Annotated in this window: 29 protein-coding genes, 14 tRNA genes, 1 rRNA gene and 2 pseudogenes; 6 read left to right on the top strand and 40 right to left on the bottom strand. The window is 35.8% G+C overall.

What is annotated here, in order from left to right; translation table 11 throughout:
- Window positions 1-129: 129 nt before the first annotated feature.
- The 3 genes and pseudogenes from MHH51_RS08895 to MHH51_RS08885 all read right to left on the bottom strand — a co-directional run bounded on the left by MHH51_RS08895 (window position 130) and on the right by MHH51_RS08885 (window position 1,673).
- A pseudogene (locus MHH51_RS08895) lies at window positions 130-641 on the bottom strand (ClbS/DfsB family four-helix bundle protein).
- 88 nt (window positions 642-729) lie between these two features.
- Window positions 730-1,095 (bottom strand): hypothetical protein, encoded by a 366-nt coding sequence (locus MHH51_RS08890; protein WP_339285612.1) that lies wholly within the window; start codon window positions 1,093-1,095, stop codon window positions 730-732.
- The gene (locus tag MHH51_RS08885; protein WP_339285610.1) at window positions 1,092-1,673 is read right to left on the bottom strand and encodes a hypothetical protein; all 582 of its coding nucleotides are present in this window, start codon (window positions 1,671-1,673) and stop codon (window positions 1,092-1,094) included. The genes MHH51_RS08890 and MHH51_RS08885 overlap by 4 nt, the downstream gene beginning before the upstream one ends.
- A 208-nt stretch (window positions 1,674-1,881) precedes the next feature.
- Here MHH51_RS08885 and MHH51_RS08880 point away from each other — a divergent pair.
- A pseudogene (locus MHH51_RS08880) lies at window positions 1,882-2,457 on the top strand (nucleotidyltransferase family protein).
- Between the two features lie 193 nt (window positions 2,458-2,650).
- Here the strand turns inward: MHH51_RS08880 and MHH51_RS08875 are convergent.
- The 6 genes from MHH51_RS08875 to MHH51_RS08850 form a co-directional block, all read right to left on the bottom strand.
- Complete coding sequence (locus MHH51_RS08875; protein ID WP_339285608.1) at window positions 2,651-3,139, bottom strand: NUDIX hydrolase; 489 nt, start codon at window positions 3,137-3,139, stop codon at window positions 2,651-2,653.
- 149 nt (window positions 3,140-3,288) lie between these two features.
- Window positions 3,289-3,768: an NUDIX hydrolase gene (locus tag MHH51_RS08870; RefSeq protein ID WP_339285606.1), complete on the bottom strand. Its 480-nt coding sequence runs from the start codon at window positions 3,766-3,768 to the stop codon at window positions 3,289-3,291.
- Between the two features lie 122 nt (window positions 3,769-3,890).
- Complete coding sequence (locus tag MHH51_RS08865; RefSeq protein WP_339285605.1) at window positions 3,891-4,103, bottom strand: DUF3923 family protein; 213 nt, start codon at window positions 4,101-4,103, stop codon at window positions 3,891-3,893.
- Window positions 4,104-4,201: 98 nt separating this feature from the next.
- Complete coding sequence (locus tag MHH51_RS08860; protein ID WP_339285604.1) at window positions 4,202-4,708, bottom strand: ATP-binding cassette domain-containing protein; 507 nt, start codon at window positions 4,706-4,708, stop codon at window positions 4,202-4,204.
- Window positions 4,614-5,672, bottom strand: coding sequence for an ATP-binding cassette domain-containing protein (locus MHH51_RS08855; protein ID WP_339285602.1), 1,059 nt, complete (start codon window positions 5,670-5,672; stop codon window positions 4,614-4,616). The genes MHH51_RS08860 and MHH51_RS08855 overlap by 95 nt, the downstream gene beginning before the upstream one ends.
- 27 nt (window positions 5,673-5,699) lie before the next feature.
- Window positions 5,700-5,954, bottom strand: coding sequence for a hypothetical protein (locus MHH51_RS08850; protein WP_339285601.1), 255 nt, complete (start codon window positions 5,952-5,954; stop codon window positions 5,700-5,702).
- Window positions 5,955-6,883: 929 nt separating this feature from the next.
- Here MHH51_RS08850 and MHH51_RS08845 point away from each other — a divergent pair.
- The gene (locus MHH51_RS08845) at window positions 6,884-8,152 is read left to right on the top strand and encodes an aminotransferase class I/II-fold pyridoxal phosphate-dependent enzyme (RefSeq protein WP_147208761.1); all 1,269 of its coding nucleotides are present in this window, start codon (window positions 6,884-6,886) and stop codon (window positions 8,150-8,152) included.
- Between the two features lie 316 nt (window positions 8,153-8,468).
- Here MHH51_RS08845 and MHH51_RS08840 read toward each other — a convergent pair whose 3' ends face one another.
- From MHH51_RS08840 to MHH51_RS08790, 11 genes are all read right to left on the bottom strand, one after another.
- Window positions 8,469-8,789: a hypothetical protein gene (locus MHH51_RS08840; RefSeq protein ID WP_339285598.1), complete on the bottom strand. Its 321-nt coding sequence runs from the start codon at window positions 8,787-8,789 to the stop codon at window positions 8,469-8,471.
- Between the two features lie 51 nt (window positions 8,790-8,840).
- A complete protein-coding gene (locus MHH51_RS08835; protein ID WP_339285596.1) occupies window positions 8,841-9,713 on the bottom strand; it encodes a hypothetical protein in 873 nt (290 codons plus the stop codon).
- 29 nt (window positions 9,714-9,742) lie between these two features.
- Window positions 9,743-10,186 carry a GNAT family N-acetyltransferase gene (locus MHH51_RS08830; protein WP_339285594.1) on the bottom strand — a complete coding sequence of 148 codons (444 nt, stop codon included), beginning with the start codon at window positions 10,184-10,186 and terminating at the stop codon, window positions 9,743-9,745.
- Between the two features lie 33 nt (window positions 10,187-10,219).
- Window positions 10,220-10,699, bottom strand: coding sequence for a GNAT family N-acetyltransferase (locus MHH51_RS08825; protein ID WP_339285592.1), 480 nt, complete (start codon window positions 10,697-10,699; stop codon window positions 10,220-10,222).
- A 65-nt stretch (window positions 10,700-10,764) separates the two neighbouring features.
- Window positions 10,765-11,664 carry a PhzF family phenazine biosynthesis isomerase gene (locus MHH51_RS08820; protein ID WP_339285591.1) on the bottom strand — a complete coding sequence of 300 codons (900 nt, stop codon included), beginning with the start codon at window positions 11,662-11,664 and terminating at the stop codon, window positions 10,765-10,767.
- A 75-nt stretch (window positions 11,665-11,739) separates the two neighbouring features.
- Entirely contained in the window at window positions 11,740-12,984 is a 1,245-nt protein-coding gene (locus tag MHH51_RS08815; protein WP_339286286.1) for an MFS transporter, read from the bottom strand.
- 296 nt (window positions 12,985-13,280) lie between these two features.
- Window positions 13,281-13,673, bottom strand: a complete 393-nt coding sequence (locus tag MHH51_RS08810; RefSeq protein ID WP_339285590.1) for a RidA family protein — start codon at window positions 13,671-13,673, stop codon at window positions 13,281-13,283.
- Window positions 13,674-13,790: 117 nt separating this feature from the next.
- On the bottom strand, window positions 13,791-13,937 hold the full coding sequence (locus tag MHH51_RS08805) for a hypothetical protein (RefSeq protein ID WP_156985587.1): 147 nt from the start codon (window positions 13,935-13,937) through the stop codon (window positions 13,791-13,793).
- 164 nt (window positions 13,938-14,101) lie between these two features.
- On the bottom strand, window positions 14,102-14,233 hold the full coding sequence (locus tag MHH51_RS08800; RefSeq protein WP_339285589.1) for a hypothetical protein: 132 nt from the start codon (window positions 14,231-14,233) through the stop codon (window positions 14,102-14,104).
- A 181-nt stretch (window positions 14,234-14,414) separates the two neighbouring features.
- Complete coding sequence (locus MHH51_RS08795) at window positions 14,415-15,647, bottom strand: MFS transporter (protein ID WP_339285587.1); 1,233 nt, start codon at window positions 15,645-15,647, stop codon at window positions 14,415-14,417.
- A 5-nt stretch (window positions 15,648-15,652) separates the two neighbouring features.
- Window positions 15,653-16,696: a winged helix-turn-helix domain-containing protein gene (locus MHH51_RS08790; protein WP_339285586.1), complete on the bottom strand. Its 1,044-nt coding sequence runs from the start codon at window positions 16,694-16,696 to the stop codon at window positions 15,653-15,655.
- A 312-nt stretch (window positions 16,697-17,008) separates the two neighbouring features.
- Here MHH51_RS08790 and MHH51_RS08785 point away from each other — a divergent pair, with 312 nt between their 5' ends.
- The 4 genes from MHH51_RS08785 to MHH51_RS08770 all read left to right on the top strand — a co-directional run bounded on the left by MHH51_RS08785 (window position 17,009) and on the right by MHH51_RS08770 (window position 19,514).
- Entirely contained in the window at window positions 17,009-17,776 is a 768-nt protein-coding gene (locus MHH51_RS08785) for a DUF2087 domain-containing protein (protein ID WP_339285585.1), read from the top strand.
- 12 nt (window positions 17,777-17,788) lie between these two features.
- Entirely contained in the window at window positions 17,789-18,319 is a 531-nt protein-coding gene (locus tag MHH51_RS08780) for a DinB family protein (RefSeq protein ID WP_339285584.1), read from the top strand.
- Between the two features lie 263 nt (window positions 18,320-18,582).
- Window positions 18,583-19,089 (top strand): GNAT family N-acetyltransferase, encoded by a 507-nt coding sequence (locus tag MHH51_RS08775; RefSeq protein WP_339285583.1) that lies wholly within the window; start codon window positions 18,583-18,585, stop codon window positions 19,087-19,089.
- A 77-nt stretch (window positions 19,090-19,166) separates the two neighbouring features.
- Window positions 19,167-19,514: a hypothetical protein gene (locus MHH51_RS08770; protein WP_339285582.1), complete on the top strand. Its 348-nt coding sequence runs from the start codon at window positions 19,167-19,169 to the stop codon at window positions 19,512-19,514.
- Window positions 19,515-19,560: 46 nt separating this feature from the next.
- On the opposite strand, the gene MHH51_RS08765 is transcribed toward MHH51_RS08770, so the two are convergent.
- The 20 genes from MHH51_RS08765 to rrf form a co-directional block, all read right to left on the bottom strand.
- Window positions 19,561-20,070 (bottom strand): hypothetical protein, encoded by a 510-nt coding sequence (locus MHH51_RS08765; RefSeq protein WP_147208786.1) that lies wholly within the window; start codon window positions 20,068-20,070, stop codon window positions 19,561-19,563.
- 56 nt (window positions 20,071-20,126) lie between these two features.
- On the bottom strand, window positions 20,127-21,041 hold the full coding sequence (locus MHH51_RS08760) for a serine hydrolase (RefSeq protein ID WP_339285579.1): 915 nt from the start codon (window positions 21,039-21,041) through the stop codon (window positions 20,127-20,129).
- 28 nt (window positions 21,042-21,069) lie between these two features.
- Complete coding sequence (locus MHH51_RS08755) at window positions 21,070-21,993, bottom strand: GNAT family N-acetyltransferase (protein ID WP_339285577.1); 924 nt, start codon at window positions 21,991-21,993, stop codon at window positions 21,070-21,072.
- Between the two features lie 75 nt (window positions 21,994-22,068).
- The gene (locus tag MHH51_RS08750) at window positions 22,069-22,587 is read right to left on the bottom strand and encodes an AAA family ATPase (RefSeq protein ID WP_339285575.1); all 519 of its coding nucleotides are present in this window, start codon (window positions 22,585-22,587) and stop codon (window positions 22,069-22,071) included.
- 358 nt (window positions 22,588-22,945) lie between these two features.
- The gene (locus MHH51_RS08745; protein WP_339285573.1) at window positions 22,946-23,602 is read right to left on the bottom strand and encodes an SDR family oxidoreductase; all 657 of its coding nucleotides are present in this window, start codon (window positions 23,600-23,602) and stop codon (window positions 22,946-22,948) included.
- A gap of 257 nt (window positions 23,603-23,859) precedes the next feature.
- Window positions 23,860-23,943 (bottom strand) — tRNA-Leu (locus MHH51_RS08740).
- A gap of 7 nt (window positions 23,944-23,950) precedes the next feature.
- A tRNA-Cys gene (locus MHH51_RS08735) sits at window positions 23,951-24,024 on the bottom strand.
- 8 nt (window positions 24,025-24,032) lie between these two features.
- Window positions 24,033-24,107, bottom strand: a tRNA-Gly gene (locus MHH51_RS08730).
- Between the two features lie 5 nt (window positions 24,108-24,112).
- Window positions 24,113-24,187, bottom strand: a tRNA-Gln gene (locus MHH51_RS08725).
- A gap of 36 nt (window positions 24,188-24,223) precedes the next feature.
- A tRNA-His gene (locus tag MHH51_RS08720) sits at window positions 24,224-24,296 on the bottom strand.
- 5 nt (window positions 24,297-24,301) lie between these two features.
- Window positions 24,302-24,375 (bottom strand) — tRNA-Trp (locus MHH51_RS08715).
- A gap of 15 nt (window positions 24,376-24,390) precedes the next feature.
- Window positions 24,391-24,475, bottom strand: a tRNA-Tyr gene (locus tag MHH51_RS08710).
- A gap of 16 nt (window positions 24,476-24,491) precedes the next feature.
- A tRNA-Phe gene (locus MHH51_RS08705) sits at window positions 24,492-24,564 on the bottom strand.
- A gap of 23 nt (window positions 24,565-24,587) precedes the next feature.
- Window positions 24,588-24,664, bottom strand: a tRNA-Asp gene (locus tag MHH51_RS08700).
- Between the two features lie 4 nt (window positions 24,665-24,668).
- Window positions 24,669-24,745, bottom strand: a tRNA-Met gene (locus tag MHH51_RS08695).
- 22 nt (window positions 24,746-24,767) lie between these two features.
- Window positions 24,768-24,843, bottom strand: a tRNA-Val gene (locus MHH51_RS08690).
- A 5-nt stretch (window positions 24,844-24,848) separates the two neighbouring features.
- Window positions 24,849-24,923, bottom strand: a tRNA-Glu gene (locus MHH51_RS08685).
- A gap of 15 nt (window positions 24,924-24,938) precedes the next feature.
- Window positions 24,939-25,030: transfer RNA gene (locus MHH51_RS08680), tRNA-Ser, on the bottom strand.
- Window positions 25,031-25,033: 3 nt separating this feature from the next.
- Window positions 25,034-25,108, bottom strand: a tRNA-Asn gene (locus MHH51_RS08675).
- A 67-nt stretch (window positions 25,109-25,175) separates the two neighbouring features.
- A 5S ribosomal RNA gene (rrf, locus tag MHH51_RS08670) occupies window positions 25,176-25,291 on the bottom strand.
- Between the last annotated feature and the right edge of the window lie 42 nt (window positions 25,292-25,333).

The raw sequence follows: 25,333 nt of genomic DNA, 5'->3' as shown, positions 1-25,333 counted from the left end.
TCTAATTATAAGCATAAACCTTAAAGTAACTTTAATGTCAAGCATCATTTTTTGCATATTAAAACACATTTAAAATCTGAATTTAAATGTGTTTTGATAGTCTGTTTTTAATTTATATAATCAATCTAATTATACTCCACGTACCTTTTTCCATTTTCTAATTTTTGTACGAAATGTTTTAAATGGCGCGACAGTATTAATATGAACCCATTTCCAAATCGGCCAGCTGGAAGGTGTCGTCGTCGCCCATTGCCTCCCTGCTCAAATAATTCTTTATCCTGATAGCTTTCTACTAATTGAATGATACGGGCAACATCATGACGAAACGTCTCAATCAGCTTTTCGAGTGGAGTATCCGCATACTTGTCATAAAAGCTTTGGTAGAGACCTCCAAGATTATTCCATTTATAGTCAGGAGTTGGTGTGATAACATCCTTTCCATTCTGATTATCCTGCTCCCAGGATAAGATTAAATTCATCCAGCCCAGCTGATAGGCTATCATTTGTGCCGGTGTTCGATCGACTTCACTTACGGAGATATCTTTATCTGAATTATTAATTGGTGCAAATTCACTGATAAACAGATCTGCTCTTTTGGTAATTTCATCAATTAGAGCTTGTTTACTGTCATAAGCTTGCATTTCAAATCATCCTTCCTTATATGTAATCTCTTGTCTCCAGGGCCTATAACTACTACACTTTTATATCATATACTCAATTAATTTGTATCTATGGCACAGGTAGAAAGGGCACCTCATTTTCAATCCGACTTCGCATCTTTTCCAAATGTTTTTTAACTTTTGCACTCATTTCTCTACCCTTAAATGAATAGTTGAAAAATAAAAATGAGTATAAGAGTCTGTATTCCAGAAGTTTAGGGATCATCTTCAATTGAGATTCAGACAAAGCTGTTTCTTCTGCATAACCTTCAAAAAATAACTTTGTAAAATTTTGATAGATTTGTTGCTGTTCTAATCTGCTAAGGTGTCTATTATTTTCCATAAAATGAAAAATTGGAATAGCAGCATCATAGGCATACCAGCTTCTGCGGACATCACCAAAATCTAAAACATACATATCTTTATTTGCAATCATAATATTCTCATTATGGAGATCGTGGTGGACGATTCCATAATTATTTTCATTCTTTGAGAGCGTAGAAAACGCGTCCATCCCTTCCACTTCTCTTCAATTATTTTACCGTGACCCTTAGCAAAATCTTCATTTTTAATATCATGATCCCACTCTAAATAATTTTGCTTCATTGCATGATTATTCAATTTGGTTATTTCATGCATTTTGCCAAGCTGCTTCCCCCATGCTTTTATTAAATGATCTTCTTTCAAATGGGGAGACAAAACCTCTCCGTCAATGTATGAATATGCCATCACATAGAATTTTTTCTCTTTCGGATTGATTTGTTCTATAAGCGAACCGTTTTTTGAAGGGATAAGACTGGCTGTTTTTATTCCATGCAGAAGCATTAAATTTATTATTTCCTGTTCATTGAGTAAATTAATTTTTCTATATGTTTCCGCGTCCAATATTTTTATAACCATCTTCTGGTTACGGCTGAGAAATACATTATTATGAAAGCCTCCCAGTAATTCAAGAGGTTCGATGTTTTCTGTATACAATGATTTTATTTGTTCCAAAATAATTGGATTCATCATGAGCTTCTACTTCCTTTCAAAAATAAAGTCTATTATTTCTTTATTTCTTTAATCTAATAACTGCTTCTTTTGATTAGGCTTTTTCGTATGCTTTGTTGCTTTTAAATATTAAGTTTGATTGAAAATTTTAATAGAATATTCCCTCTTTCCGTTTCTATGTGTTAACACAAGAATATACGTTCGGTTCCAAAGAGGAGGTAACTTAAAAATGTTAGAGAATAAAGAAGATGTAATAAAGCTAATCCAAAGTGATGAAAAGATGATGGAGATTATAAAGGCTGCAAGTACTTTGAATTTACCTGACTGGTGGATATGTGCATGATTTATACGTTCAAAAATCTGGGACACATTGCACGGGTTTAATGAAAGAACGGAGACCCCAGATGTTGATGTTATCTACTTTGATAACACAAACATTAATGAGAATTTTGAAAAGGAATTAGAGAATAAGCTGATAAGCATCATCCCTAATATACCTTGGTCTGTTAAAAATGAAGCAAGAATGCACGTCCTTAATAATCTTCCTCCCTATACTTCTTCGGAGGATGCCATTTCAAAGTTTCCAGAAACTGCAACTGCTCTGGGAGTCAAGCTGGACAAGGATCATAATTTGGCTCTTACTACTCCTTGTGGAATAGATGATGTCATTAATTTAGAATTGAAACCGACTCCCTTCTTTATCGAAACAAAAGAACTTGCTGCAATTTACGAGGAGCGGATTGTAAAAAAGAATTGGAAGGCTGTTTGGCAAAAAATTAAAGTTCACCATATAATAAATAACTGATCCCGGGATATGCCGTTTCATTTGATGAAATGGCTTTTTTATATCCAACGAAAAAATTCATAGTGATGGTCTTTGAGTTCTGGCAAACACTAAGCAACATTTAATCTATCTGTTATTTCTCTTTATTTTTCTTGTTTCGTCGAAGAAAACTAAAGCTAAGCCAACAGAAGCAGTTGTACAAATTGTTATTCCATTAATCTGTTACCCGCTTCTTTTTATTAAGAAAAAATTGAACACCAGCCTTATCAACAAAGCTTAATTTATCTTCCTTAAGTAAAATAGCTAATTCGTTTCTTGTGATCCATTTAATATTGTCTGTATAATCTCCTTTTTCAAGAAGTTTACCAGCAGCTTTACATTTAAAATATACGCCAAAAGAATCTACTGGTCCCTCTATTGTTTGGTAGACTGCAAAAGGAGCCATGCATTCGACTTTGAATCCTTCATCTGTAACAGTTTCCACTCTGTCAGTTGGATCTATTACCTTCTCCATCTCAAGTCCTGTTTCCTCTTTTATCTCTCTTGCCAAACAATCCAACAAAGTTTCAAACTCCTCAAGTCTTCCTCCAGGCAATTCTATCGGGGCTCGCTGTTCATCAGATCTGACACGACGTTGGACTAGTACCTCCTCCCCTTGTTCTGTTTCTCTTATAATGAAAGCCCTAACATTTGTATAAATCATTATTACCCTCCCTCTTCTAACTGTTCTCACAACTATCTTGATTATCGAATCTTAACTGAAGTGTTTTATTTATTAATAAACTATATTAATTGGGATCAGCTAAGCAGATATGTATAAATATTCTCTTTGTTACTTATAAGCAGGTTGTTTTATTTATTCGTATCATTCCAGACTAAATCCTTATCCAGCCTATAAAAACAAGTATATTTAGTTTTCAGCCACTCTGATAATGGAGCGGACACACCTGTATTTTTTATGTAATTTTCAATCTCTGTAAGAGGAACCCATTTTATATCTGTAATTTCACCATCTGGATCATTTATTTTAATACGTTCTCCATGCTTAACGGATATATTACAAACAGTGACTAAGCTATGTGCAGCATGTTCAGGTATAAAGCTTTCGTGAATATAAGCTATATCAAAATTTGTTACGCTTAATCCTGTTTCCTCATACACTTCTCTCGATAATGCTTCTTTAATCGTTTCTCCTGCTTCAATTTGGTCGCCGGGTAGGCTCCAGATATAGTTAGCATATTCATCTTTGTTTTGCACTAAAAGAATTCTTTCATTTTCTAAAATGATGGAAGACACGATTCGATATAATTTAAAAGCATTTAAGCGGACCATGTTTTTTCCTCCAATAGCTGCTATTTTATGATAAATGAAGGCCGGATTCCTTATTGTGATCCAGCCTGAACTTCCGTTATAGTAATCTTATAGAAATAATATTCAGAATAAAAACGCAATAACTAAACTGCTTTTCGTTTTCTGACAAAATAGAGGAATAGCAGCTGCCCAATTAAGACAACGACGAAAAAACCTCCCAAAATAATAAACGCCAGCATTTTTAATTCCGGAGTCTGCGCTACTCCAGCTCCATCCACATTTCGAACTCCAATAACAATTGAAGTCCCTGTAAAAAATATTAACCAAAGCACATTTGTTGCCCACCATATTTTCATCATCTATATCACCTGTTCCTTTTCTTGTTTGAGCTTAATCATCCATATGTAAATATCTATTTTTGATTTATAAACCCAAAAAACACCACTCCCACTAATCAACCTCTCTTAATCAGCTCCAGCGTCTTCGTAGCAACAGAATCTACAAAATGCTCATTATGATCTACGCCGATCATTGTCGGTTTATATTTATTTATTGCTGCCATTAATTGATCAATTACCATCATATCTAAATAATTTGTTACTTCATCCCATACAAATAAGGAATGGTTACCTAACAACGCATTTGCCAAAAATACTTTCTTCTGCTCCCCCGAGCTCCAATGTTCACTTGAACGATCAGCAAAACTGGATCGTTTGGAACCTAACTGCCGCAGCAAATGCAGATAAGATTGTTTTTCCTCTGCTGTTAGTTGTTGAAGGATAGAGGCATGATCCTCGTCAAGCTGATTTTGCTGCTGCAGGAGAGAGATTTTATCCGGCAGTCTGATTTGATAATCTCCTATGACTTCAAACTGACCATTCCCAAGTATAAAATTCAGCAGGGATGTTTTTCCTGCCCCATTTTTTTCCTGTAATAAATAAGCGTTCAGAGGGATAGACATCTATATTGACCGGTTCAAACAAGCTCCTTCCATTCTGTAAAATAGAAAAATTCCGAAGTAAGAGGACTTGTTTATGAGGCTGCTCCACCCGCATTTTTAATGCTTCCACAGTTTCAATATTATGAATCAGATCCTGTTTTTCCACTATCTTTTCTTCTGTTCTTTTTTTGATTGCTTTGGAGCGCTTCATCTGTTTTGCTGCTAATCTTCTGCTGGCGGCGTCTTTGGAACTATCCTCTCTCAAATGCCCCCATGAGCCAACTCTTTTTGAAACAGTTTCCAGTCTATTAATCTCATGATGAAGTTTATGATTTTTTTCTTTAGCAAGTTCATCAGCATTCTTTTTCTCATAGGCCCATGTATCGATATCACCTTTTACTACATCAATGCTTTCTTTGTTAATTGCCATAGTGTGGTCAACAAACTGATTGAGAAAATGCTGATCATGACTGACGACGATAAAGCCCTTCTTCCGATTCAGGTAATCCCCGACAACCTTCCTTCCATGAACATCTAAATTATTTGTCGGTTCATCTATCAGCGGGAAAGCATCCTCATTGAGGAATAACTCTATTAATAAAATTTTTGTCTGTTCACCGCCGCTTAAAACATAGAAATCTCTGTTCAGCACTTCCGCAGGTAAATCCATATAGGATAACTCCAACTCCAATTCCCAGCGTTCAATCATTGAATTTTCCTTAAGCAATACTTCTTCGGCAGTAAGATGATTATCTGGAGCAGGAAATATCGGGAAGTACTTAAATATAAGTGAGGATTGAACATTCCCATCGTAATCCAGATCTCCTAAAAGGATTTTAAAGAAAGTCGTTTTGCCGCGACCATTCCTCCCAAGCAGCCCCAGCTTCCAATTCTCATCAATATTCACTGTTATATTTTCAAATAAAGGATGAATCATGGATGGATATTTAAATGTCAAATTACTGATGAGTATATTACCGGCCATATACGTGACCCCCTTTCCTTATTTTTATTAACTATCAAATATATCTTTTTTATTATCCCCATTCATTAATATTCGGTTTAATATAATTAATAAAAAACTCAGCATGATATAAACAAATAGAAAAACAGCAATAAAGGCCGCATCATTCGAGTAACTGCCAACACCAGACGGAATTTCCCCATTTGGATTTAAAAAGAAATAAGGATAAAAACCATCGAATATCCCCTCACAATTGAAATAATACAATAAAGAACTGGATAGACCATCCAATAAAAAATACACTTATAACTGCACATTTTCTTCGATTCAAAAAGAAACCAATTAATAACAACGGCTAAAGGAATAAAATAATGAAGCGTAAAATTTGTGATAACCCAGATTCCAGCATATTGACCGCCGCTGGCGAGAAGAAAATGATATGTAAAAATACAAAAACGGAGTCTGCTTCTTCCTAAAAAAACAGGACAAGACCGCTTCATAAGAAGGTTATTGAAACTATCAAATTTGCTTGAAAGGTGAATTTAGTTAAAGAAACCCAAAGGTCAGGAGATTACAAAACATGTAAAATCACACTGATAAATCCTGTGACAGTAATTAGAAGATGCAATGCCAGCTTTAATTTAAACCTCCATGATATTCCAATTATATTTCCCATAAAATGGCCCCTATTTTTCATTTTCTGTCAGTAATAGTGCTGCAGGAAAATGATGTTACATATATAAATCTGAACCCCTGCCTATATACATAATTCTCCATATTTAACATTTATCCTGCTTTTATAGCTGTATTTTCTATATGTCTCCCAAACAGGCTGCCATTCTTATTAGAACACCTCAGTTATCCATCGAAACAAACCTCTGAAGGACCAAAAAAGAAGACGTATTGGAAATATGATGATTTCGGGAATCCAAAAGAAAATATCGAACAGAAAATCTCTTGTTGTATAATCCCCTTTATTCTTTCTGCTTTTTCTTGTTTTTGACTTTTTCTTTCTCCACCATTCATTCACAGATTTCAGTTCTCCCTTTTTATATTGTTATATTAGCTTACGAATTAAAGCCTGCAAACGTTTCAATTATCCAATTATTTGAAGAAAAAATATCTTAACTGACAAATTTGCGACTTTCCGCATTTCCCCTTTGCAATTCCCATTGAATGCAATAAAATAATAACAAGAGACAAAATCAAGGTAAGTACTGCGGAGGGATAAAATGAGCGAGTTAAAACAGATGGATCATTCCAGTCTGCAAAATCTTTATAATAAAACAAAGCAAGAATTTGAATCTATAAAAAAACAGAACCTGGCTTTAAATATGGCCAGAGGAAAGCCTAGCGCTGAACAGCTGAAATTATCATTGAAACTATTAGACAGTGTGAATTCTGAAAATATCGGTGATCATCTTTCTGTTCTGAATTACGGGCTGGTTGATGGGATACCGGAAGCAAAAGCATTGTTTAAGGATATGCTTGGAGTAGATACAGAAGAGATTCTAATCGGAGGCAATGCCAGCCTGAATATCATGCATGATCTTATTTCAAAAGCATTGATTAAAGGTGTTGTCGATAGTGAAGCTCCTTGGGGCAAAGAGGATAAAATTAAATTTATCTGTCCGGTCCCTGGTTATGATAGACATTTTACGATTTGTGAACAGTACGATATCGAAATGATCTCCGTCGATATGCTGGAAGATGGTCCGGATATGGATAAAGTGGAGGAACTTGTCCGAAATGATGCGTCCATCAAAGGTATGTGGAGTGTTCCCAAATACAGTAATCCTGATGGTGTTACATACAGCGATGATGTTGTGGAGCGTTTAGCTAAAATGGAGACCAAAGCAAATGATTTTAAGATTTTTTGGGATAATGCTTATGTTGTACATGACTTAACCGATTATTCTCCAAGACTAAAAAATATTTTGGAAGCATGTAAAAAACATGGCAACCCGAACAGAGTATTTATGTTTGCATCCACTTCGAAAATCACTTTCCCTGGAGCTGGGGTCGCAGTAGTAGCGGCAAGCAAGGAAAATATTAATTTTATTAAGGAACAGCTTAGCGTACAGACAATCGGTCCCGATAAAGTAAATCAGCTGCGCCATGTCCGCTTTTTTAAAAACTATGATAATATCCTGGCACATATGAAGAAGCATGCGGATATTATGAAACCTAAATTCGATGCAGTATTAAATATACTCCATTCCAAATTAGATTCCTATGGTGTTGCTACATGGACAGAGCCTGAGGGCGGCTATTTTATCAGCCTGAATACCATGGATGGCTGCGCTTCTGAAGTAATCAGGCTTGCCAAAGAGGCCGGAGTAACATTAACCGGAGCTGGAGCAGCCTTTCCATATGGAAACGATCCGCGCGACAGAAATATTCGCATTGCACCATCCTTCCCAACGTTAGAGGAAGTAGAGCAGGCAATAGAGGTTTTATGTATTTGTATTATCCTCGTAAGTACGAATAAGCTTTTATAAAATAAGGAAAAACCATTTGGCATTAAAACGTTAAATGGTTTTTTGCTTATTTTATAAGATTTAAAGGCAGGGTTCAAAAAATCTATTCCGGTTCTACACAAGAGCAGTATATATAAAAATTACAGCAGAAAATAAATTACAAAGAGAATTAATGTAGTCCAAATAAAAGAAAACATGATTTTATTTTCATTTGGGATTGTATTCTTTTTTAATTTATAGATAAATGCCAACACCACTAAATTTATTAAAAATAGCATATAATAAAACAAGATATATAGCAGCCAACGGTGACTTTCTATTATATTACTTACTTATATTACTTACTGAATCTATCAAAAAGAATATCAAAATAAAAAGATATAGCAAATAAAACGGGCATCAGGATGTACATTTTATCCCATAACGGGTGCTTTAAAAATGTGTGACTTTTCTTCGTTTGGAAATACATTAACAGGCTTAGCAAACCAATTACAGCTATTATAAACAAAAATGTCATCACCTCAGATCCATTTGCTTCCATACTTTCAGAAGCAGGTATGGCAATTTCTGTCTTAAACAAATCCGCTATAAAGGCAAGCCCTGCCAAAGAAATAATTATAATACCTTGAAATAATGTCCAGCGTGAAAAAAACATCATAGATTAAACTCCCTGCTCCATTTTTGCTCCAGCGTTCCCTGCATATGAAGATTACCTGTCAAACCAATAAGCCAAGAATTTATACTCTCCCCACTCTTTATATAATTGATGCAGCTGTGCATTAGGAGGAAGCTCACCTGAGAAATATTTATTTTTTACATGCTTCTTAAATTCGCTGTCTACAGGCAGATAGTCATACCTTCCCAACAGCATTAGAATATTACTGAGCGCATATGGTCCTACCCCTTTAATTTTTTTCATTTTAAGCACAACGTCCTCTGTTGAAATTTCCGGATTTTTTAGTACATCTAAATTATAGACGCCATTTACTATATTTAATGCAAGCTCATAAATATAGTCACTTCTATATCCTAATTTGACAGTTTGATTTAAAAAGTCCCTATCTTTTTTTAAAACTGCTTCAGGTGTGGGAAACGTAAATAATCCTGAATCGTCCGAATATCTTTCTCCTAAAAGTGTTACAAAATTAGTTGTCATGGAAATCGTACGGCTCCAGGTAGTATTGGTTGTGAGGATTGTCTTTACAATATCTTCAAATATACTCGGTGATCGTAATAGTCTGCCTCTATTTTCTGTTACGATTTCCTGCATGTCCTTGTTATCTGCGCACATTTTATAAAAGGCACTATAATCCTCATCCAGCCGGTACATCCAGCTGATTTTACGAATTATCTCTTCACTTTCTTTATTTGTTAAGGTCTTCTTGTCCTCTATTTCAATAATTAATTTAGCATTATCTTGTTTGATGTGAAGCATAACGATCTTACCAGTTGATAATTTTTCCACTCTGTTCAAAGCACTCATATCATCATTACTGTGAAAGGGAGGCAGCATATACCAGCCATGATCTGTAGTTGCAGCTTTGAAATTAAATTTTTCTGGTAATTCAATGACCTTTTTCAAGATAATCTCCTCCTGATTAAAGGGTGGTTTTAAAGTAATGATTTCACCATCATGCAGTAACTGCTTCCAGGCGGATATCCTTCTATCTCACCGGCAACCTGATATCCATTCATTTCATAAAAGGAACGGGCCTGAAATTCAAAAGTTGTTAGCAAAGCCTTCGTTGTCCCTTTTTCTTTACCAACCATTTCCGCTTCAATAAGAATTCTCCTTCCTAAGCCTTTACCTCTATGCTTTTCACAAATCCAAAAATAATCAACCTCCAGCCATCCCCAGTAAACCTCTGCACTTAAACCGCCAATCCAATTATTATCGTTATCAGAAACAATAATATTTATTGGGTGTATTGCTTCTTTTTCTCTTATTCGTCTATGGTGGGGGGAGTGCTTATTATTATAATCTTTAATCTTCTGGTGTAAAAAATCGGTGAATTTGTTGTCTTTTCCTAAACAAATATCAATTTTGTGCTCCATTTTTTCAACTCCTTATCCTATGATGACAGCTTTTTAAATCAACCATTTAGACAAAAGAATTTCATCCCGAATCGGAATTCCCTCATTCCCCAATTGCGGTATTTCTGGCTTGCGTTCTCTTGCTCTGTCCACTGCTCCTTTAAGTAGGACGCTTAAACAATATCCACGCTTCTGATAAAATTTTAATGCATGTAAATTATCATTTGTAGTAATAAGTTTGATTTTCTGACAGCTTCTTTCCTTCGCCATATGCTCTACAGCCTGAATTAAAGCTGTTCCAATTCCTTTGCCCTCTTCTATGCTGTCTAAAGAGATTATTTCACACTCACTATCCGTTATAACATATGAGATATAACCGATTATCTCACTGTTTTTATTTAACACTGCATATCCTTCCAAGGTGGTACAATCAAAAACACCGCTGGAAATAACCATTTCAGGACTTCCCCATTGCTTTATAAAAAAGGTATTAATTTTGTCTTTAGGTAATTGTTGAGATACTTTAATTTGCACATTATTTCTCCTTTGACCCTAATCATTTCTGACCCATTTATTGAGCTGCTATCCACTGGGATTCTTTAATCATTTATCATAATATTTAACTCGTTAACAAAAACAGCACTTCCTGTAATTTGAACATTATATAACTCACCGTTCTCAGAAACCTGGACACCTACTCTGCCATTCTTGCCAATTTCATTCCCCTGCTCAACCACAAGCTTCAAAGCTTCTTTTCTATCCTTTCTTATATATTCGGCATAATAAGCACCCATAACCCCTGACGCAGTACCAGTTACTGCATCCTCAACAGTTCCTGAATAGGGAGAGGAAAAGTGCCGGGCATGCATGTCAGCCTCTTCATCATAAGTTTCTAAACTAAATGGATGAACAGATGACTTAGGTATTTCTTTTAATATAGAAGGAAAATCTTCATTTTGGGGTTTCATTCTACGAAAAGCCTCTAGGTGTTTTATTGGGACTAACAGCGTCCAAGTCCCTGTACTTCCGTATAAAATTGGTAAGGTGTCATGGATATCGGCTTCTTCTAACCCTATAGAATGAGCTAAATCTCTTTTTGAACCATGAAATGCTTTAAATATTGGCGCTGCCTGGTTCATTGTTATTATTATTTCTTTATTGGCAGTTGAATGAAGCTTTACAGGTAAAATCCCTGCTCTTGTTTCGATCGTCAGCTCTGTTTTTTCTCCTAACAATCCCTTTGTTTTTAACACATACACCGTTGCCATCGTCGCATGCCCGCATAAGTTCATTTCATGCCCTGGTGTAAAAAAACGTATGCCAAGGTCTGCTGCTTCAGACATAACCGGAAAGGCTGTTTCATTAAATCCTACCTTAAATGCAATTTCCTGCATTTGATCCTCTGTTAATTTATCTCCATCTAGAACTACTCCAGCCGGATTTCCTTTATGAGGTTCTTTACTGAACGCATCATAATGAAATACTTCTACAGATCTCATGATAAATTCCTCCAATAATTATATTAAAATTCTCGATGAGTAATTTTCATCGAGAACCCTAATATGCTATGTTGCTTACACTTTTCTTTTCTTGTAAATGGGCTCAACCTTGCTCAATCTCACACCAAATTTTCTGGAGCTGATCAGTATGAAAGCCGGGATTAAAAGGATAAAAGCGCCTATTATCAATGCAATTTCCCCATTAAGTAACTCCGGGATAGCTCCAGCTAAAAAAGTGCCAAGCATCGTGAATATACCTCCGATAACATAGGTTGAGCTCCTGACTCTGGATAAAAATTCGTTTGGAGTAATTCCCTGATGCACAGCTCCCTGTACAATAAATGCCATAGAGAGAGCACAATCAAAAACCGCCATTCCTATACACATTATAAGGAAAGCATTTGTTGCTGCAATTATTAATATACCTATTCCGGAGATAACCATTAATAAACCCATCAGCATAATCCAATTATTATTTTTAAATTTATTTATCAAAAAAATACCTATAATATTACCCACACCGGCACTTGATAGCAAAATACCAATTAGCCCTTCTGACAGTTCCATCGTTATTTGGGCATAAAAAATAATGGTTAATGTAATAAATACAGTTATAAAACCCAATATACACATTACCAATGTGCTGATCAGCTGCTGTGGATTATCTACCAAAATCTTTAAGCCTTCTAATGATTTCCCTAAAAACACTTTCAATTTATTTGTTTCCGATTCTTCCTTGTCTACTTTTATAAAATCTGCCTCATTACGAATAAAAGCAATAAATAAAGCAGACAAAAGGGATAAAGCTGCACAAATAATCAATGTTAATACTGAATCTGTTTTTGCTAATAACACCCCGCCCAATGCAGGACCGATTACAGTGGCAATAGCATCAGCAGCTTCGATATTTGTATGCGCTCTCAATAAGTTCTCTCTGCCCGCAATAGCAGGAATCATTGTAGTAAACGCTGTTCTGCTGATTAATGCAAGTAATCCCATTACAAATAATAATGAAGCAATAATAACTGCACTTACATTATTGGTTGCTATCAGAAAAGCAAGTATAAAGATCCCTGCACCATATAGAAAATGACAAATCCCTGCTACCCTGACCTTATTCTTATTTTCCACCCATGTTCCAATGGGTATAGCAAATAAAATTGTACCTAGTTGCTGTGATAAAGCCACAAGTGCTGTAATCAGCGGTGAACTGGTTAATCCCAACACAACCAATGGAATCACTAATTCTCTAAATCTGCTATTTAAGATAGAAAGAAGCTCTGATCCCCACATACATCTGAAATTTCTATTAATAAGCACCGTCTTCAATTTAATTCTCTCCTCTATATGGGAGAAACACTGCTTCAAGGACTCACATTCTCTTCCGTTTAACCGTTTCTCCCTGTTTAATATTGGTTAAATATTTGAACAGAGAGAATATTAGATTGGACGATCCATTTTATTTAGCTCCTTATAATTACAAGATTATTCTTTACATGTAAAACTGTATTAATTATCAGCTTATATTTCTACGTCTTTTTTATTACTCTGTAAAATTAAACTGAGTAATAAAAACATTCTAAAAATCAAATCAGTTATAATACCTAATTAGATGTTTATGTATTGTCTTTACATGCCCATGCATCTATCTCTACTTTAAATTGCGGACCGGCTAATCCAGCTACAAAAACCATTGTGGTACATGGTAAATGCTCACCTAAAAATTCGCCTATTACTTCTCTTCTTCTGTCCGCGTCCATTTCTCCAACAATGTAAAACACCAGCTTTATCAAATTTTTTACGTCCATATCCGCTTCCAGTAAATTGATACGGATGTTTTCAAAAGCCATTTTTAATTGTTCAACTGAATCTTCCGGGACCTTTCCTTCCAAATCCATTCCCAGCTGTCCTGATAAGGTTAACCATCGGATATCCCCTGAAGCTTCGATTTGATGACTATACGGAGCCAATGGTTTATGTACATTTTTGGGATTTCTAGATTCTATCATCCTGATACCTCCCCTTTATTCTCTTCCTTTTAATACCTTTATGATAAATTAGTGAAGATAATTATTCAATATAAAAACATTATCATTGATTATTATTTACTATATTACTTTTTCACCTTATTCCTCATCTGTTTCTTTCACTACAAAATGTGGAGAAGCTTCCGCATAAAATATAACTATTTCAGGTGACCGTCCTTCTCCACCCAGAGTAATTTCAGCTTTATTTTCTCTTATCCAGCGAATACTCACATTTGATTCATTCAATGATTTCAAACCGTTATTTACTTCGATATCTATATTTTCTCTATCATACTTTATTCTAATAGTATGTGGTTTAAAAAGAACGCCTCTCCTTTTTCAACAATTTCAATCGTATTTGTTTGTTTTGGGGAAGTACTGGTTAAAAGCGTATCCTCTTTAAAATTTATTTAGTAAAATAATACAGCAGCAACCGAAATAAAAGATCCAAATATTAGCAATAACCCCCATGCCAGGTAACCTAGCTTCCTTAAAAATTTCTTCTTTTCTATCTCCAATTCCAGCTCAACGTTTTGATCCATTGGTTCACCAGCTTTTTAATTAATTTATCACTATTCTAAACCATCATTCTTTCTGTTTACAACGGCAGATATGAACAGAATAATAAAAGACTTATGATGTCATCATTTCTGTTTCATCCCGTAGAAGATACTGACGATATATTATAGAGACAATAAGTAGAAATATTTCAATTAAAATAAATTATTGTACTTCTTTTTCTGCAATAATCTCTTCTTTATTCTCTACCCTGACTATCCGAATTAGCGATAACGAAGAGATACTCACAATAGCACCAAATATCATTAAAATCGCAGTCATCGAATAATGTTCTATAATCAACGAACCAAATAATTGCCCCAATGGAACGGAAGCACCTAACATCATAGAAACTAAGCTCAATACTCTTCCCATCATCTCTTTCGGAATCATAGTTTGGTACATGGTATTTAAGCCCACGCTGGCAAAGCAGACTCCCAACCCTAATAAACCAGCCGCAGCAACTGTAGCATAATAACTTAATGCAATTCCCATAATAAGCAGTGCAATACCTTCAAGCAGCAAGCCTGCCACTGCCATTCTGTATTTATTTTTAAATACATTAAACATAATCATTAGTGACCCAAACATTGCGCCTGTAGCCAGAACAGAATTAATAAACCCTAAACCGGATGCCCCAACATCAAAAATATAATCACTCATATATGTGAAAAATATTGTCAGTGGTGCTAAGAAAAAGTTAATAATAATTCCGCCGACAATAACCAGAAATAATAACGCCCTGTCTTTCTTCACATATTGGAACCCATCCAGCATTTCGTAGACAAATGATTGTTTCCCATCTTTTTTATGGTTATTCATACGCGGAACCTTTATCCATGATTCTGTTATTGCTGATATGACAAATGCAGCACCGCTGATAATTAATAGAAAGCCAATATTTCCAACGAATCCAATCAATATCCCTGAAAGTGCTGGCCCTAAGATATTACTTCCTTGTGTACTGAGCTGGTTTAAGGAATTCGCTTTTGTCAGATGCTCTTCTTCAACTAGTAAAGGTATACTTGAATTTGCGGAAGGGTTGAATAAAGCCATGGAAGCAGCTGAACAGACTAATAAAACATATAATAAAGGGAGTGATAACGACCCGTTTATCATCAATACCGCAATAACCAGCATCGTACTTCCAGTAAAAATATCGGAAAATACCATAATTTTCTTTCTGTCAAAACGATCGGCTGCAACTCCCGCTAAAGGTTCTATAATAATAGTTGGCACTGTAAAGCAAAGCACGGTCATACCAAGAGATAATGCAGACCCAGTCCCCTGCATTACAAACCAAAGGACAGCTAGATTAAAAAAACGGTATCCAAACCTTGAAACAGATAATCCGGCCCACAGCAGCATATAATTACGATTTGCAAATAATGCTCTCACTTGCCTTACCTCTCTTTCTGTATCAACATGTCGGACATACTTTTTAATGCTTCCTCAATCAGCTTTTGATTTGCCTGATAGAAAATTTTATTTTCATATCTTTTCGCCGTGATTAAACCTAAATCAGATAATTTTGAGATATGATGCGAAATAGTCGGACTGGATAGATTCAATTGCTTTGCCAGTTCAAAGCCATATCGCGGCTGTCGATTTAGTTCCTTTATAATTTTAATTTTTGTCCGATCAGAAAGAGCTTTTGCCAGATCAATCACCTTATCCTCTTCCCTGCTTTCATCCATCGTCTGTTCAATAATCTCTGTACCAATGAGATAAATAGCTATATCACTCTCGGAGCTATAAGAAAATAAAGAGCTGTTATAATAAAAATAAGACGGAGCTAGTATAATTTTATTTGGCTCATTTGCTTCAAAAGAATCAAAATGCGGATTAGTTATTTTGTATATTTGCTTTCTGTTCATTCCCGATAATTTATGAATACTTTCTTCATGATAAGCGTTTATTTTCTTTATGGAAGGCTGATATATCTTCTCGTTAATTTCTTCAACAACCTTTAAAAAACGTTGCTTGGTATTTTCTTTATCAAAATATAAATAAAATAACTTTGCCTGTTCAGAAAAAGGTAATACAGAGGACTGAATATGCGAAAATACTTCCTGCCTATCCGTATAATCCTCTACTCTTTCTGGTGACGAGTAACCGCTGGTCAAAAACGCTGAAATGATTTCTTCAAATTCCAATTGCGCCATAAAACTTAAAAAGGATGGTATATCATGCCATTTATTATGCTGATAAAGAAGCTGAACAAATGTTAATCCAAAAAAACTATCCTTATGAAAAAAGCAATCTAGTTCCTTTTTTGTTTCATCAGATAGTAAAGAAAATGAATCCTGTATAAAATGGTTAAAGCTTTCTTTTTTGCGATGCTTTTCTGATTGCATGTATTCATAATTATTTAAACGGAACATGAGCGCGAGTAATTCAAATACATCAGATTGTTCTACATAATAATTATCAGATACGTTTTTCATAACATTTAACCTCCATCAAATATGTTATTTTAAGTATATCTAACAATAGAATAATTACAAGTTATTTTTTTATCCTTTACTCTTTCCATGAAGGAATTTATTTGAACATTTTCTTATTATTGTCCATGTCTTTCTCCAGACTTTTATATAAAAATAAAAAGGAGCTTCATGCTTATAATTATTTAAAACAGGCATTATATTTTGATTTTTGCTTTATTAATCTCTATTCTCCAGTCTAGAAATCATTGAATAATAATGGACGTTATTATATAATGTTTGTAAATAAGCAGACAAATGAAAGGGTCGTTTAGTATGTCACATGAAAATCATTTTTGGGATACCACAGTTGATGATCTTTCAAAAGGTTATTCTTATGCTGATAATATCGGCAGCTATGTATGTGTGCTATGTAATGAACATTTTGAAGATGGAATAATTTATCCAATAGACGGCGTATTATACGAAGCAAAAAAAGCAGTTATCCAACATATTGAACAGGAGCATGATTCCGTATTTGATTATTTGATTCAACTTGATAAGAAATACACTGGATTGACAGACCATCAAAAAGAATTACTAACCTTTTTTTATCAGGGGTTAACTGATAAAGAAATCGTCAAAGAACTAGGCAGCGGAAGTCCTTCCACTATCCGGAGTCACCGCTTTAACTTAAAGGAAAAGGAAAAACGCGCAAAGGTTTTCCTGGCATTAATGAATCTGTTAAATAGAGAATCTCATCAGGAAAACGATCATAAATTTATTCACTTTCACAAGGGGGCAAAAATGGTGGATGATCGTTACGCCATTACAGAGGACGAGAAAAATAAGGTTTTATCAACTTATTTTAAAGACGGCCTGAATGGTCAACTCGACAAATTCCCAAGTAAAGAAAAAAGGAAGTTGATTGTCCTGCAAAATATCATAAACCATTTTGAATTAAACAGGATTTATACGGAGGAGGAAATAAATACTGTATTAAAGCCTGTCTACAGCGATTTTGTTACAATTAGAAGATATTTAATTGAGTATGGTTTTATGGAGCGCAGTAAAGATGGTATGGAATATTGGGTAAAGAACTAAGGAGGATATAGTGTGAACGAAAATAATGCGCTGCTAAATAACATCACATTTCAATTTAGTATCTCTAAACAACTGCTGGAATATCATCTTACTTCATTGAAGCAGGAAGAATACAGGTGGCTGTCACCAAATGACGGACTTTATATTAAAGAGGAAAACGGAGAATGGTATGCTGATTTGCCTGAAACGAAAGCTTATCATATTGGAACTCCCAGCCTCGCCTGGACATTATGGCATATTACTTTCTGGTGGAAAATGGTATTGGATCATGCTTTCGGAGCTGGCACGCTGACGAAAGAGGAAATTAAAGTTCACGAAGATGTTGAAGCAGTGAAGACAGTCATTCATTCCCTAATTGCAAAATGGGAAGAGGTACTAATGAATTTAAAGGAAGAGGAGCTTTACAGCAAAGCATATACTGCATTTCCATTTAATAATGAGGTAGAATTTCATCAATTAGCTTCATGGTTAAATCTCGAACTAATGAAAAATGCTGCCGAGATTGGCTATGTCCGCTTTGAATATGCCTCTGTTAAAAAATAGTTTTATGGTAGAGGAAAGCTCTTATATAAAGCTCCCCTTCTATCTTTTCAGCATTCTTCTAATTAAATAAATAACAAAACCAACAACGATAACAGTAATAATCATTCCCGGGATTCCGATGTTTCCCATCATATATATCAATCCTTTCTCTAATTTACTATAATTTAGATTGATAAACTATCCATTACAGTACTTTCATTTTAACCTATCATTTCGTTTGGAATCACTGAACGCAGCAATGAAAAAAAGAAAGGATGCTATAAATGTCGTCAATTACCTCAGAAAGACTATTATTTCGCCAATATCACGATGATGATTTTGATTTTCTAATGTCTTTATTGTCAGACCCTGAAGTAGTCCGTTTTATTGGAAATGGAGAGACACGGGATGAAAATGGAGGAAATATTTTTTTAAACTGGATATACAGCACCTATGAAGTTGGTGAAAATATAGGTTTAAGGCTTTTAGTCCGCAAAGAAGATAACACTCTAATCGGGCATGCAGGTATCGTTCCTCAAACAATTGATAATACTTTGGAAATGGAAATAGGTTATTGGATATCCCGTAAATATTGGGGTAAAGGATACGCTACTGAAGCAGCTGGTGCACTATTAGATTACGGCAACAAACAGCTTGATACTCAAAGATTTATCTCATTGATTCAGCCTGATAATATTTCTTCCCAAAATGTGGCGAGAAAAATTGGAATGGAATTAGATAAAGAAATTGTGCTGGGCGGAAGAAATGTAAATCTATATTCTACTAAATGACTAGGCAATGCTTCTTCAGATGTCTGATACTCCAGTTAAATTAAGAAGCAAATAATATTATTTAAACAGGTGAAAGAATGAATAGCACCAGAAACTTTTTACTTATATTTGGATACTTCATGCTTTTCCTTATTGCTTCAACAATTTGGACAGAAGCTTTTTCACGTCCGTTACGTCCATCATCCAGGAACGATTCGCTTCCTATTGGTATTTTACATAAAATAGGATTGAGAACATCATATGCACTTTTAATAAGTACAATCTGTTTTATCCTGTCTACTATATTAACTGAGAAAAAAATGAACAATCTCCTCATGCTAACATCGATTACAGGTACGTTCCTATCCACATTAGGTATTGTCGGAGCACTTCTTTGTCGGAGCTTTTTAGCAAATAAAAATATAGAGCCGGCTCCTTTTGCTTAAGAAACTGGCTCTTATTATAAAATCTCTTTTTATAAGCAAGTCAATTTCACTTATCTTCATAAATCTCAACATCCAGAAAATCCTCCATCATCTTATTTAACTCCTCTGCACTCAGATCAGAATCATCAGATAGATGCAATCTAATGTCTAATTTAGAGTCATCATTAAATTCAACATCTATATTATTAAGATTATGCTCCTCTAAGTAATCGGAAATCATACCCTCAATATCTATTTTTAATCTTTCAGCTCTATGCTCTTCATCTGAAGTCTGTTTAATTTCCAGTTCATACTTACCCAACAGGTTACGCTTATCTAATCTTTGTGTAATATCTTCCTGAAATTGATGATAATCCTCTGTATCATCAATCTCAAAATATAACGAGTTATCGCCGGCCATATAAGCATATATTAGATACTTTTCATAGGCATACTCCATAATTTCCGACACTATCTCAGATTCATTTTTTTCCTCTGTAAAGAATTTCCCGGCTACAAAGATTGCTAATAAAATAGTAAAAATGCCAATAGATAAAAATATTGTTTTCTTATTCATGTCTTTTCCTCTCTAAATCCATTCAATCTATTTATGCAGTAGCTGTATTTTAGTTTCTACGATTTAATACAAGCGTTAGCTAATAGATACTTCTTAAAATACTCTATCGGCCTAGATGAATCATCAGTAATATCACTTGTGAATACAGCTGTTAATTTATAGCTTGGAACAACAAAGATATACTGTCCATTTTTTCCAAGAGCAAAAAAAGTTTCAGGTCTAGGAAACTCTTGATCATCCCCTGTTAAAACCCACCAGTGATAACCATATGAAAATGTATTATCTATTTTAACACTGGCTGCAGTAGACTCCTTAACCCAATCACTTGGCACAATCTGTTTGGATTTCCATTGACCATTGTTCATATAGAGCATCCCTATTTTTAATAAATCCTCCGTTTTCATATTCAATCCAAATCCGCCAATAGCAATTCCTTGCGAGTCACGGTTCCATTTATATTGTGTTATACCCAGTGGCATAAATAAATGCTTTTGCGCAAAGGATACAGTATCTAAACCAGTTGCTTTTTGTAAAATAGCACTAATTAATTGAGAAGAACCGCAGCTATAAATCATCTCTTCCCCCGGCTTATATTCAACTGGTTGGCTCAGAACAAATTTAACCCAATTTTTACTCGGTATCATCGCTGTATTGCCTGGCCAATACAGCCCTGAGGTCATTATTAATAAATGTTTAATCGTAATTTCATCTCCAGCTGAATCCTTCCTGCTGTCAGGAAAGTATGCAGTAATTGGCGTATGCACATGTGGTATATAGCCTTTGTCAATTGCAATACCGACAAGGATTGATAAGATACTTTTGGTAACAGAATATATCTTATGCTGTCTTTCCTTCATTTTATTATTTCGATAATATTCAAAAACAGTCTTACCATCATGCTGGATGAGACAGCTGTCAATTTTATCTTTTGTTACTTCTCTTTCAAACTTCTTCATAAGATTTTCATTCATATTGACGTCCCCCGAAATCTTGCATTCATTATAGATCTATCCAATATCGTTTCTCTTCTTTTATAGTTTCAAAGCCAAGAGACCTGTAAAGCTTTAATGCAGATTCATTCTCCGTTTCAACAAGAAGCTGTACTTTACTCAGATTGCAGCTTTTTAAATAGTGGAGCCCCTCTGATATCAGGTAACTGGCAAGTCCATACTTTCTCCAGTGCGGCTTTACGAAAACATTCTCGATAGTTCCTATATCCTCCTGTTTTTCTTTCCAAGCCATGATACTCCCAATTATCTCACCGTTATAAAAAGCCGTAATCGCTTTCCAAAATGGATTACTTTTATACGCAGGTAATTTTTCTAAATTGGTAGGCTCATCCGGCCAAATTCCCTGCTCTGCCTGCAAATATGCTAATTCTTCCACTCTTGTTCCCATATCCCAATGCTTTACGGAAATGTCTGGTATTTTTAAAGCTGATTGCGGAATCAGGTTGTTCAATTTACAGCGCATCCAATACAGACTTTTAAAATGGTCAAAGCCTCTGGATTCCAAATAAGCATTTTCTTTTGCTTCTGATGCAAAATTTCCGACACAAAATTTCACAGGAAACTGAGCTGGAAGCTTCTTTTTCAATAATTTTGCTCCTTCGAGAACTTTTTTATAAAGAAGATTCCTCAATTCATTATCATCTTCCCAATTAGAGTGCAATTTTATATTAAAGAATAATAAATGACTTGCATTGGCTGAATGGTCTGTCGAGACAATATTAATCGCTTCTAACTGCCCTTTAGCAATCATTAAATCCTTATAAAAAACAAAATATACATTCTTCCAATTACTTTCTGGACCAGGCTGCCAATAAATAATGTCCGAATGGTGTTCAATCAAATTTTTATATAATTGTATTGCAGCTGGTTTATCCTCAGATTGATAGTTTCTAATTATGTATTTGCTTTGCATAACACATTCCCCCGCTTACTTATTAGTTCTACAATATATTTTTACAAACCAAGTAATTACTTACTGGAGATTATATCAGCTGTTTTTAAAATAATTTATAATTTCAATGTCACTTTTAACATAAATTAATTTATGTTCATAAGGTCTTAACATATTCAAGATTTCTGGCTTAGTATGATATTCAAAAGCAGTATTATATTTATATAAATCTTTTAGAATCTTTAATGTTGGCTTATAATTTGCTGTTTCTAAGCCCAATTTCTGCCTAATAAACCTTTTGATGATTCTAAATTTCCTTATTGATAGCTTAGTATCTATAAACAGAATAACATCAGCATTTTGAAAACTCGAAGCAATCCATTTATGATGGACTCCTTCAATAATCCAACTGTCAGAATTAACGATATTCTTCAGATATTCATCTCTTTCTTCCGGAGTCCTTTTAATATCTCCTGTATCAAATCTTTTCCAAACAACATTATCCAATTCATAATAAAAAACTTGCAGTTGAGCGGAAAGCTTCCTGGCCAAAGTCGTTTTTCCACTTCCAATTGATCCTATAATATGTATTTTCCCGGGAAACTTTTGATTCATTTATCCACCTCAAACTATTCAGCAGCTTTACTATGTAAATAACTAATCTTTTTTTACGGCTGCTGAATAATTCTATTTATATAGCAACCTTGTAATCACATACTACCATACTATTTTATACTTTAATTGTAAATTTCTGAAATTACAACAATTTGGGGATGAAAAAGTACAGTTTCAAATAAAGAGAAGGATTACTTAAACTCATCAATGACTGAAAAGCTCTATTCATTTTGCAAGGATGCCTCCTGTCTGAAGTTTATACGCTCATAAAAAACTGTCTGTATTCTACATAAATATCTTATTTAAGGCCATTTTCTCCCATAAAAAATCGGGCATGCGTCTGCCCGATTTTTAATAATTATACCGACTGTATTGCTTCTTCAACAGGTGTTTGTCCACCTACTGCCCGGAATCTTTTACCAATGGTTATGTCATTTTTCAAGCTGGCATAAATTACTTTAGCGATATCCTCTCGTGGTACTTCTCCCCGTTCCACGCTGGCTCCAAGATTTACCCGATTCGTACCAGGATTATTCGTTAACATACCTGGATGGATGATGGTGTAGTCTAAATCAGTGTTTAATAGCCACTCGTCTGCATAATGTTTCGCTACGACATAGGGTGCAAATGACTCAGGCGCAGCTTGAATAGCTTCACGGCTGGTATCAAACGAACTAATCATGATAAAGCGCTTGACGTTCGCTTTTTCCGCGGCCTGAATGGTTTTTACAGCAGCGTCTAAGTCAATCATCAGGGTTTTATCCTTTCCTGTTTTAGGGCCGGATCCAGCTGTGAATACTACCGCATCAACACCTTCTGTCGCGTTGGCAATCGCGTCTATTTCATCCTCTAAGTTTACAATGGCTGTTTCAGCTCCTAATTCCTTGAAATAAGCCGCTTGTTCTTCCTTACGGATAAGCGCACGTGCCTGATCTCCATTTTCCTGAATCAACTTGACCAGGTGCTTCCCTATTTGTCCATTTGCTCCTACTACTAAGATATTCAATACCCTCATCCTTTCATTTTGAGTTATTCTTTTTATTGTAAAGGTTCCAAGGAGAGATGTTAAATAATTGGTTTGAGTAGAATAAAGCTCTGATATCTGTATGGCTTATATCCAGTTAAGACTTGTGTTGCAAATGTGTTGTAAGTTTAAAAACCTATGTTTTTATATGTTACTCCTATAAAATAAAAAATGCTTATGAACGTTGTTATATCAACATTCATAAGCATATTGATGATTTCTAAAATCATCCTAAATCGACCTGCTAATACCGGTGGTCGGGGTCGAACCGACACGTCCCAGAGGACACGGGATTTTGAGTCCCGCGCGTCTGCCAATTCCGCCACACCGGCACGTTTTTGGAGGCGGTAACCGGATTTGAACCGGTGATAAAGGTTTTGCAGACCTCTGCCTTACCACTTGGCTATACCGCCATTTCTTCTGGAGCGGAAGACGGGATTCGAACCCGCGACCCCCACCTTGGCAAGGTGATGTTCTACCACTGAACTACTTCCGCGAAAATGGCTGGGCCACTAGGATTCGAACCTAGGGTACACGGGATCAAAACCCGATGCCTTACCGCTTGGCTATGGCCCAATGATTAAATATTAATTTATGTATTAAATAAAAAAGGGCGACCGGTGGGGATCGAACCCACGTGTGCCGGAGCCACAATCCGGTGCGTTAACCACTTCGCCACGACCGCCATATTGGCAGGGGTAGTAGGAATTGAACCCACATCAAAGGTTTTGGAGACCTTCGTTTTACCATTAAACTATACCCCTATGAAATTTTATAAATGGTGGAGGGGGGCAGATTCGAACTGCCGAACCCTGAGGGAGCGGATTTACAGTCCGCCGCGTTTAGCCACTTCGCTACCCCTCCACGAAGATTAAAAAGGTGGCTCGGGACGGAATCGAACCGCCGACACAAGGATTTTCAGTCCTCTGCTCTACCGACTGAGCTACCAAGCCATATACTGTTTTAAATCTTTTAATGGCGGTCCGGACGGGACTCGAACCCGCGACCTCCTGCGTGACAGGCAGGCATTCTAACCAACTGAACTACCGGACCATTTTGGTTGCGGGGGCAGGATTTGAACCTGCGACCTTTGGGTTATGAGCCCAACGAGCTGCCAGACTGCTCCACCCCGCGATATGAATTTATAAGTCTTACATGGTGGAGGATGCAGGGCTCGAACCTGCGACCCCCTGCTTGTAAGGCAGGTGCTCTCCCAGCTGAGCTAATCCTCCATTATTGGTGACCCGTACGGGATTCGAACCCGTGTTACCGCCGTGAAAGGGCGGTGTCTTAACCGCTTGACCAACGGGCCATGTAAAAGTTTTAATGGCGGAGAGCGAGGGATTCGAACCCTCGAAGCCGCGGTAGCGGCTTACACGATTTCCAATCGTGCTCCTTCGGCCTCTCGGACAGCTCTCCATATGGCTCCACAGGTAGGATTCGAACCTACGACCGATCGGTTAACAGCCGATTGCTCTACCACTGAGCTACTGTGGAATAATCCATAATATTAAATAAAGAAGTAATTCGCTTGTCCTTAAGGACTTAATAAGAGAATACTCTTGCCTGGCGACGTCCTACTCTTGCAGGGGGAAGCCCCCAACTACCATTGGCGCTGAAGAACTTAACTTCTGTGTTCGGCATGGGAACAGGTGTGACCTCTTCGCTATCGTTACCAGACAAGGATTTTAAAAATCAGTAACAATCAATATTATAATCGTT

It is taken from the genome of Oceanobacillus sp. FSL K6-3682, assembly GCF_037976165.1.
In the GTDB taxonomy this organism is placed as follows: Bacteria; Bacillota; Bacilli; order Bacillales; family Amphibacillaceae; genus Oceanobacillus; species Oceanobacillus sojae.
Note: the sequence above shows the minus strand (reverse complement) of the source record. Positions and strands in the feature narration are given on the sequence as shown.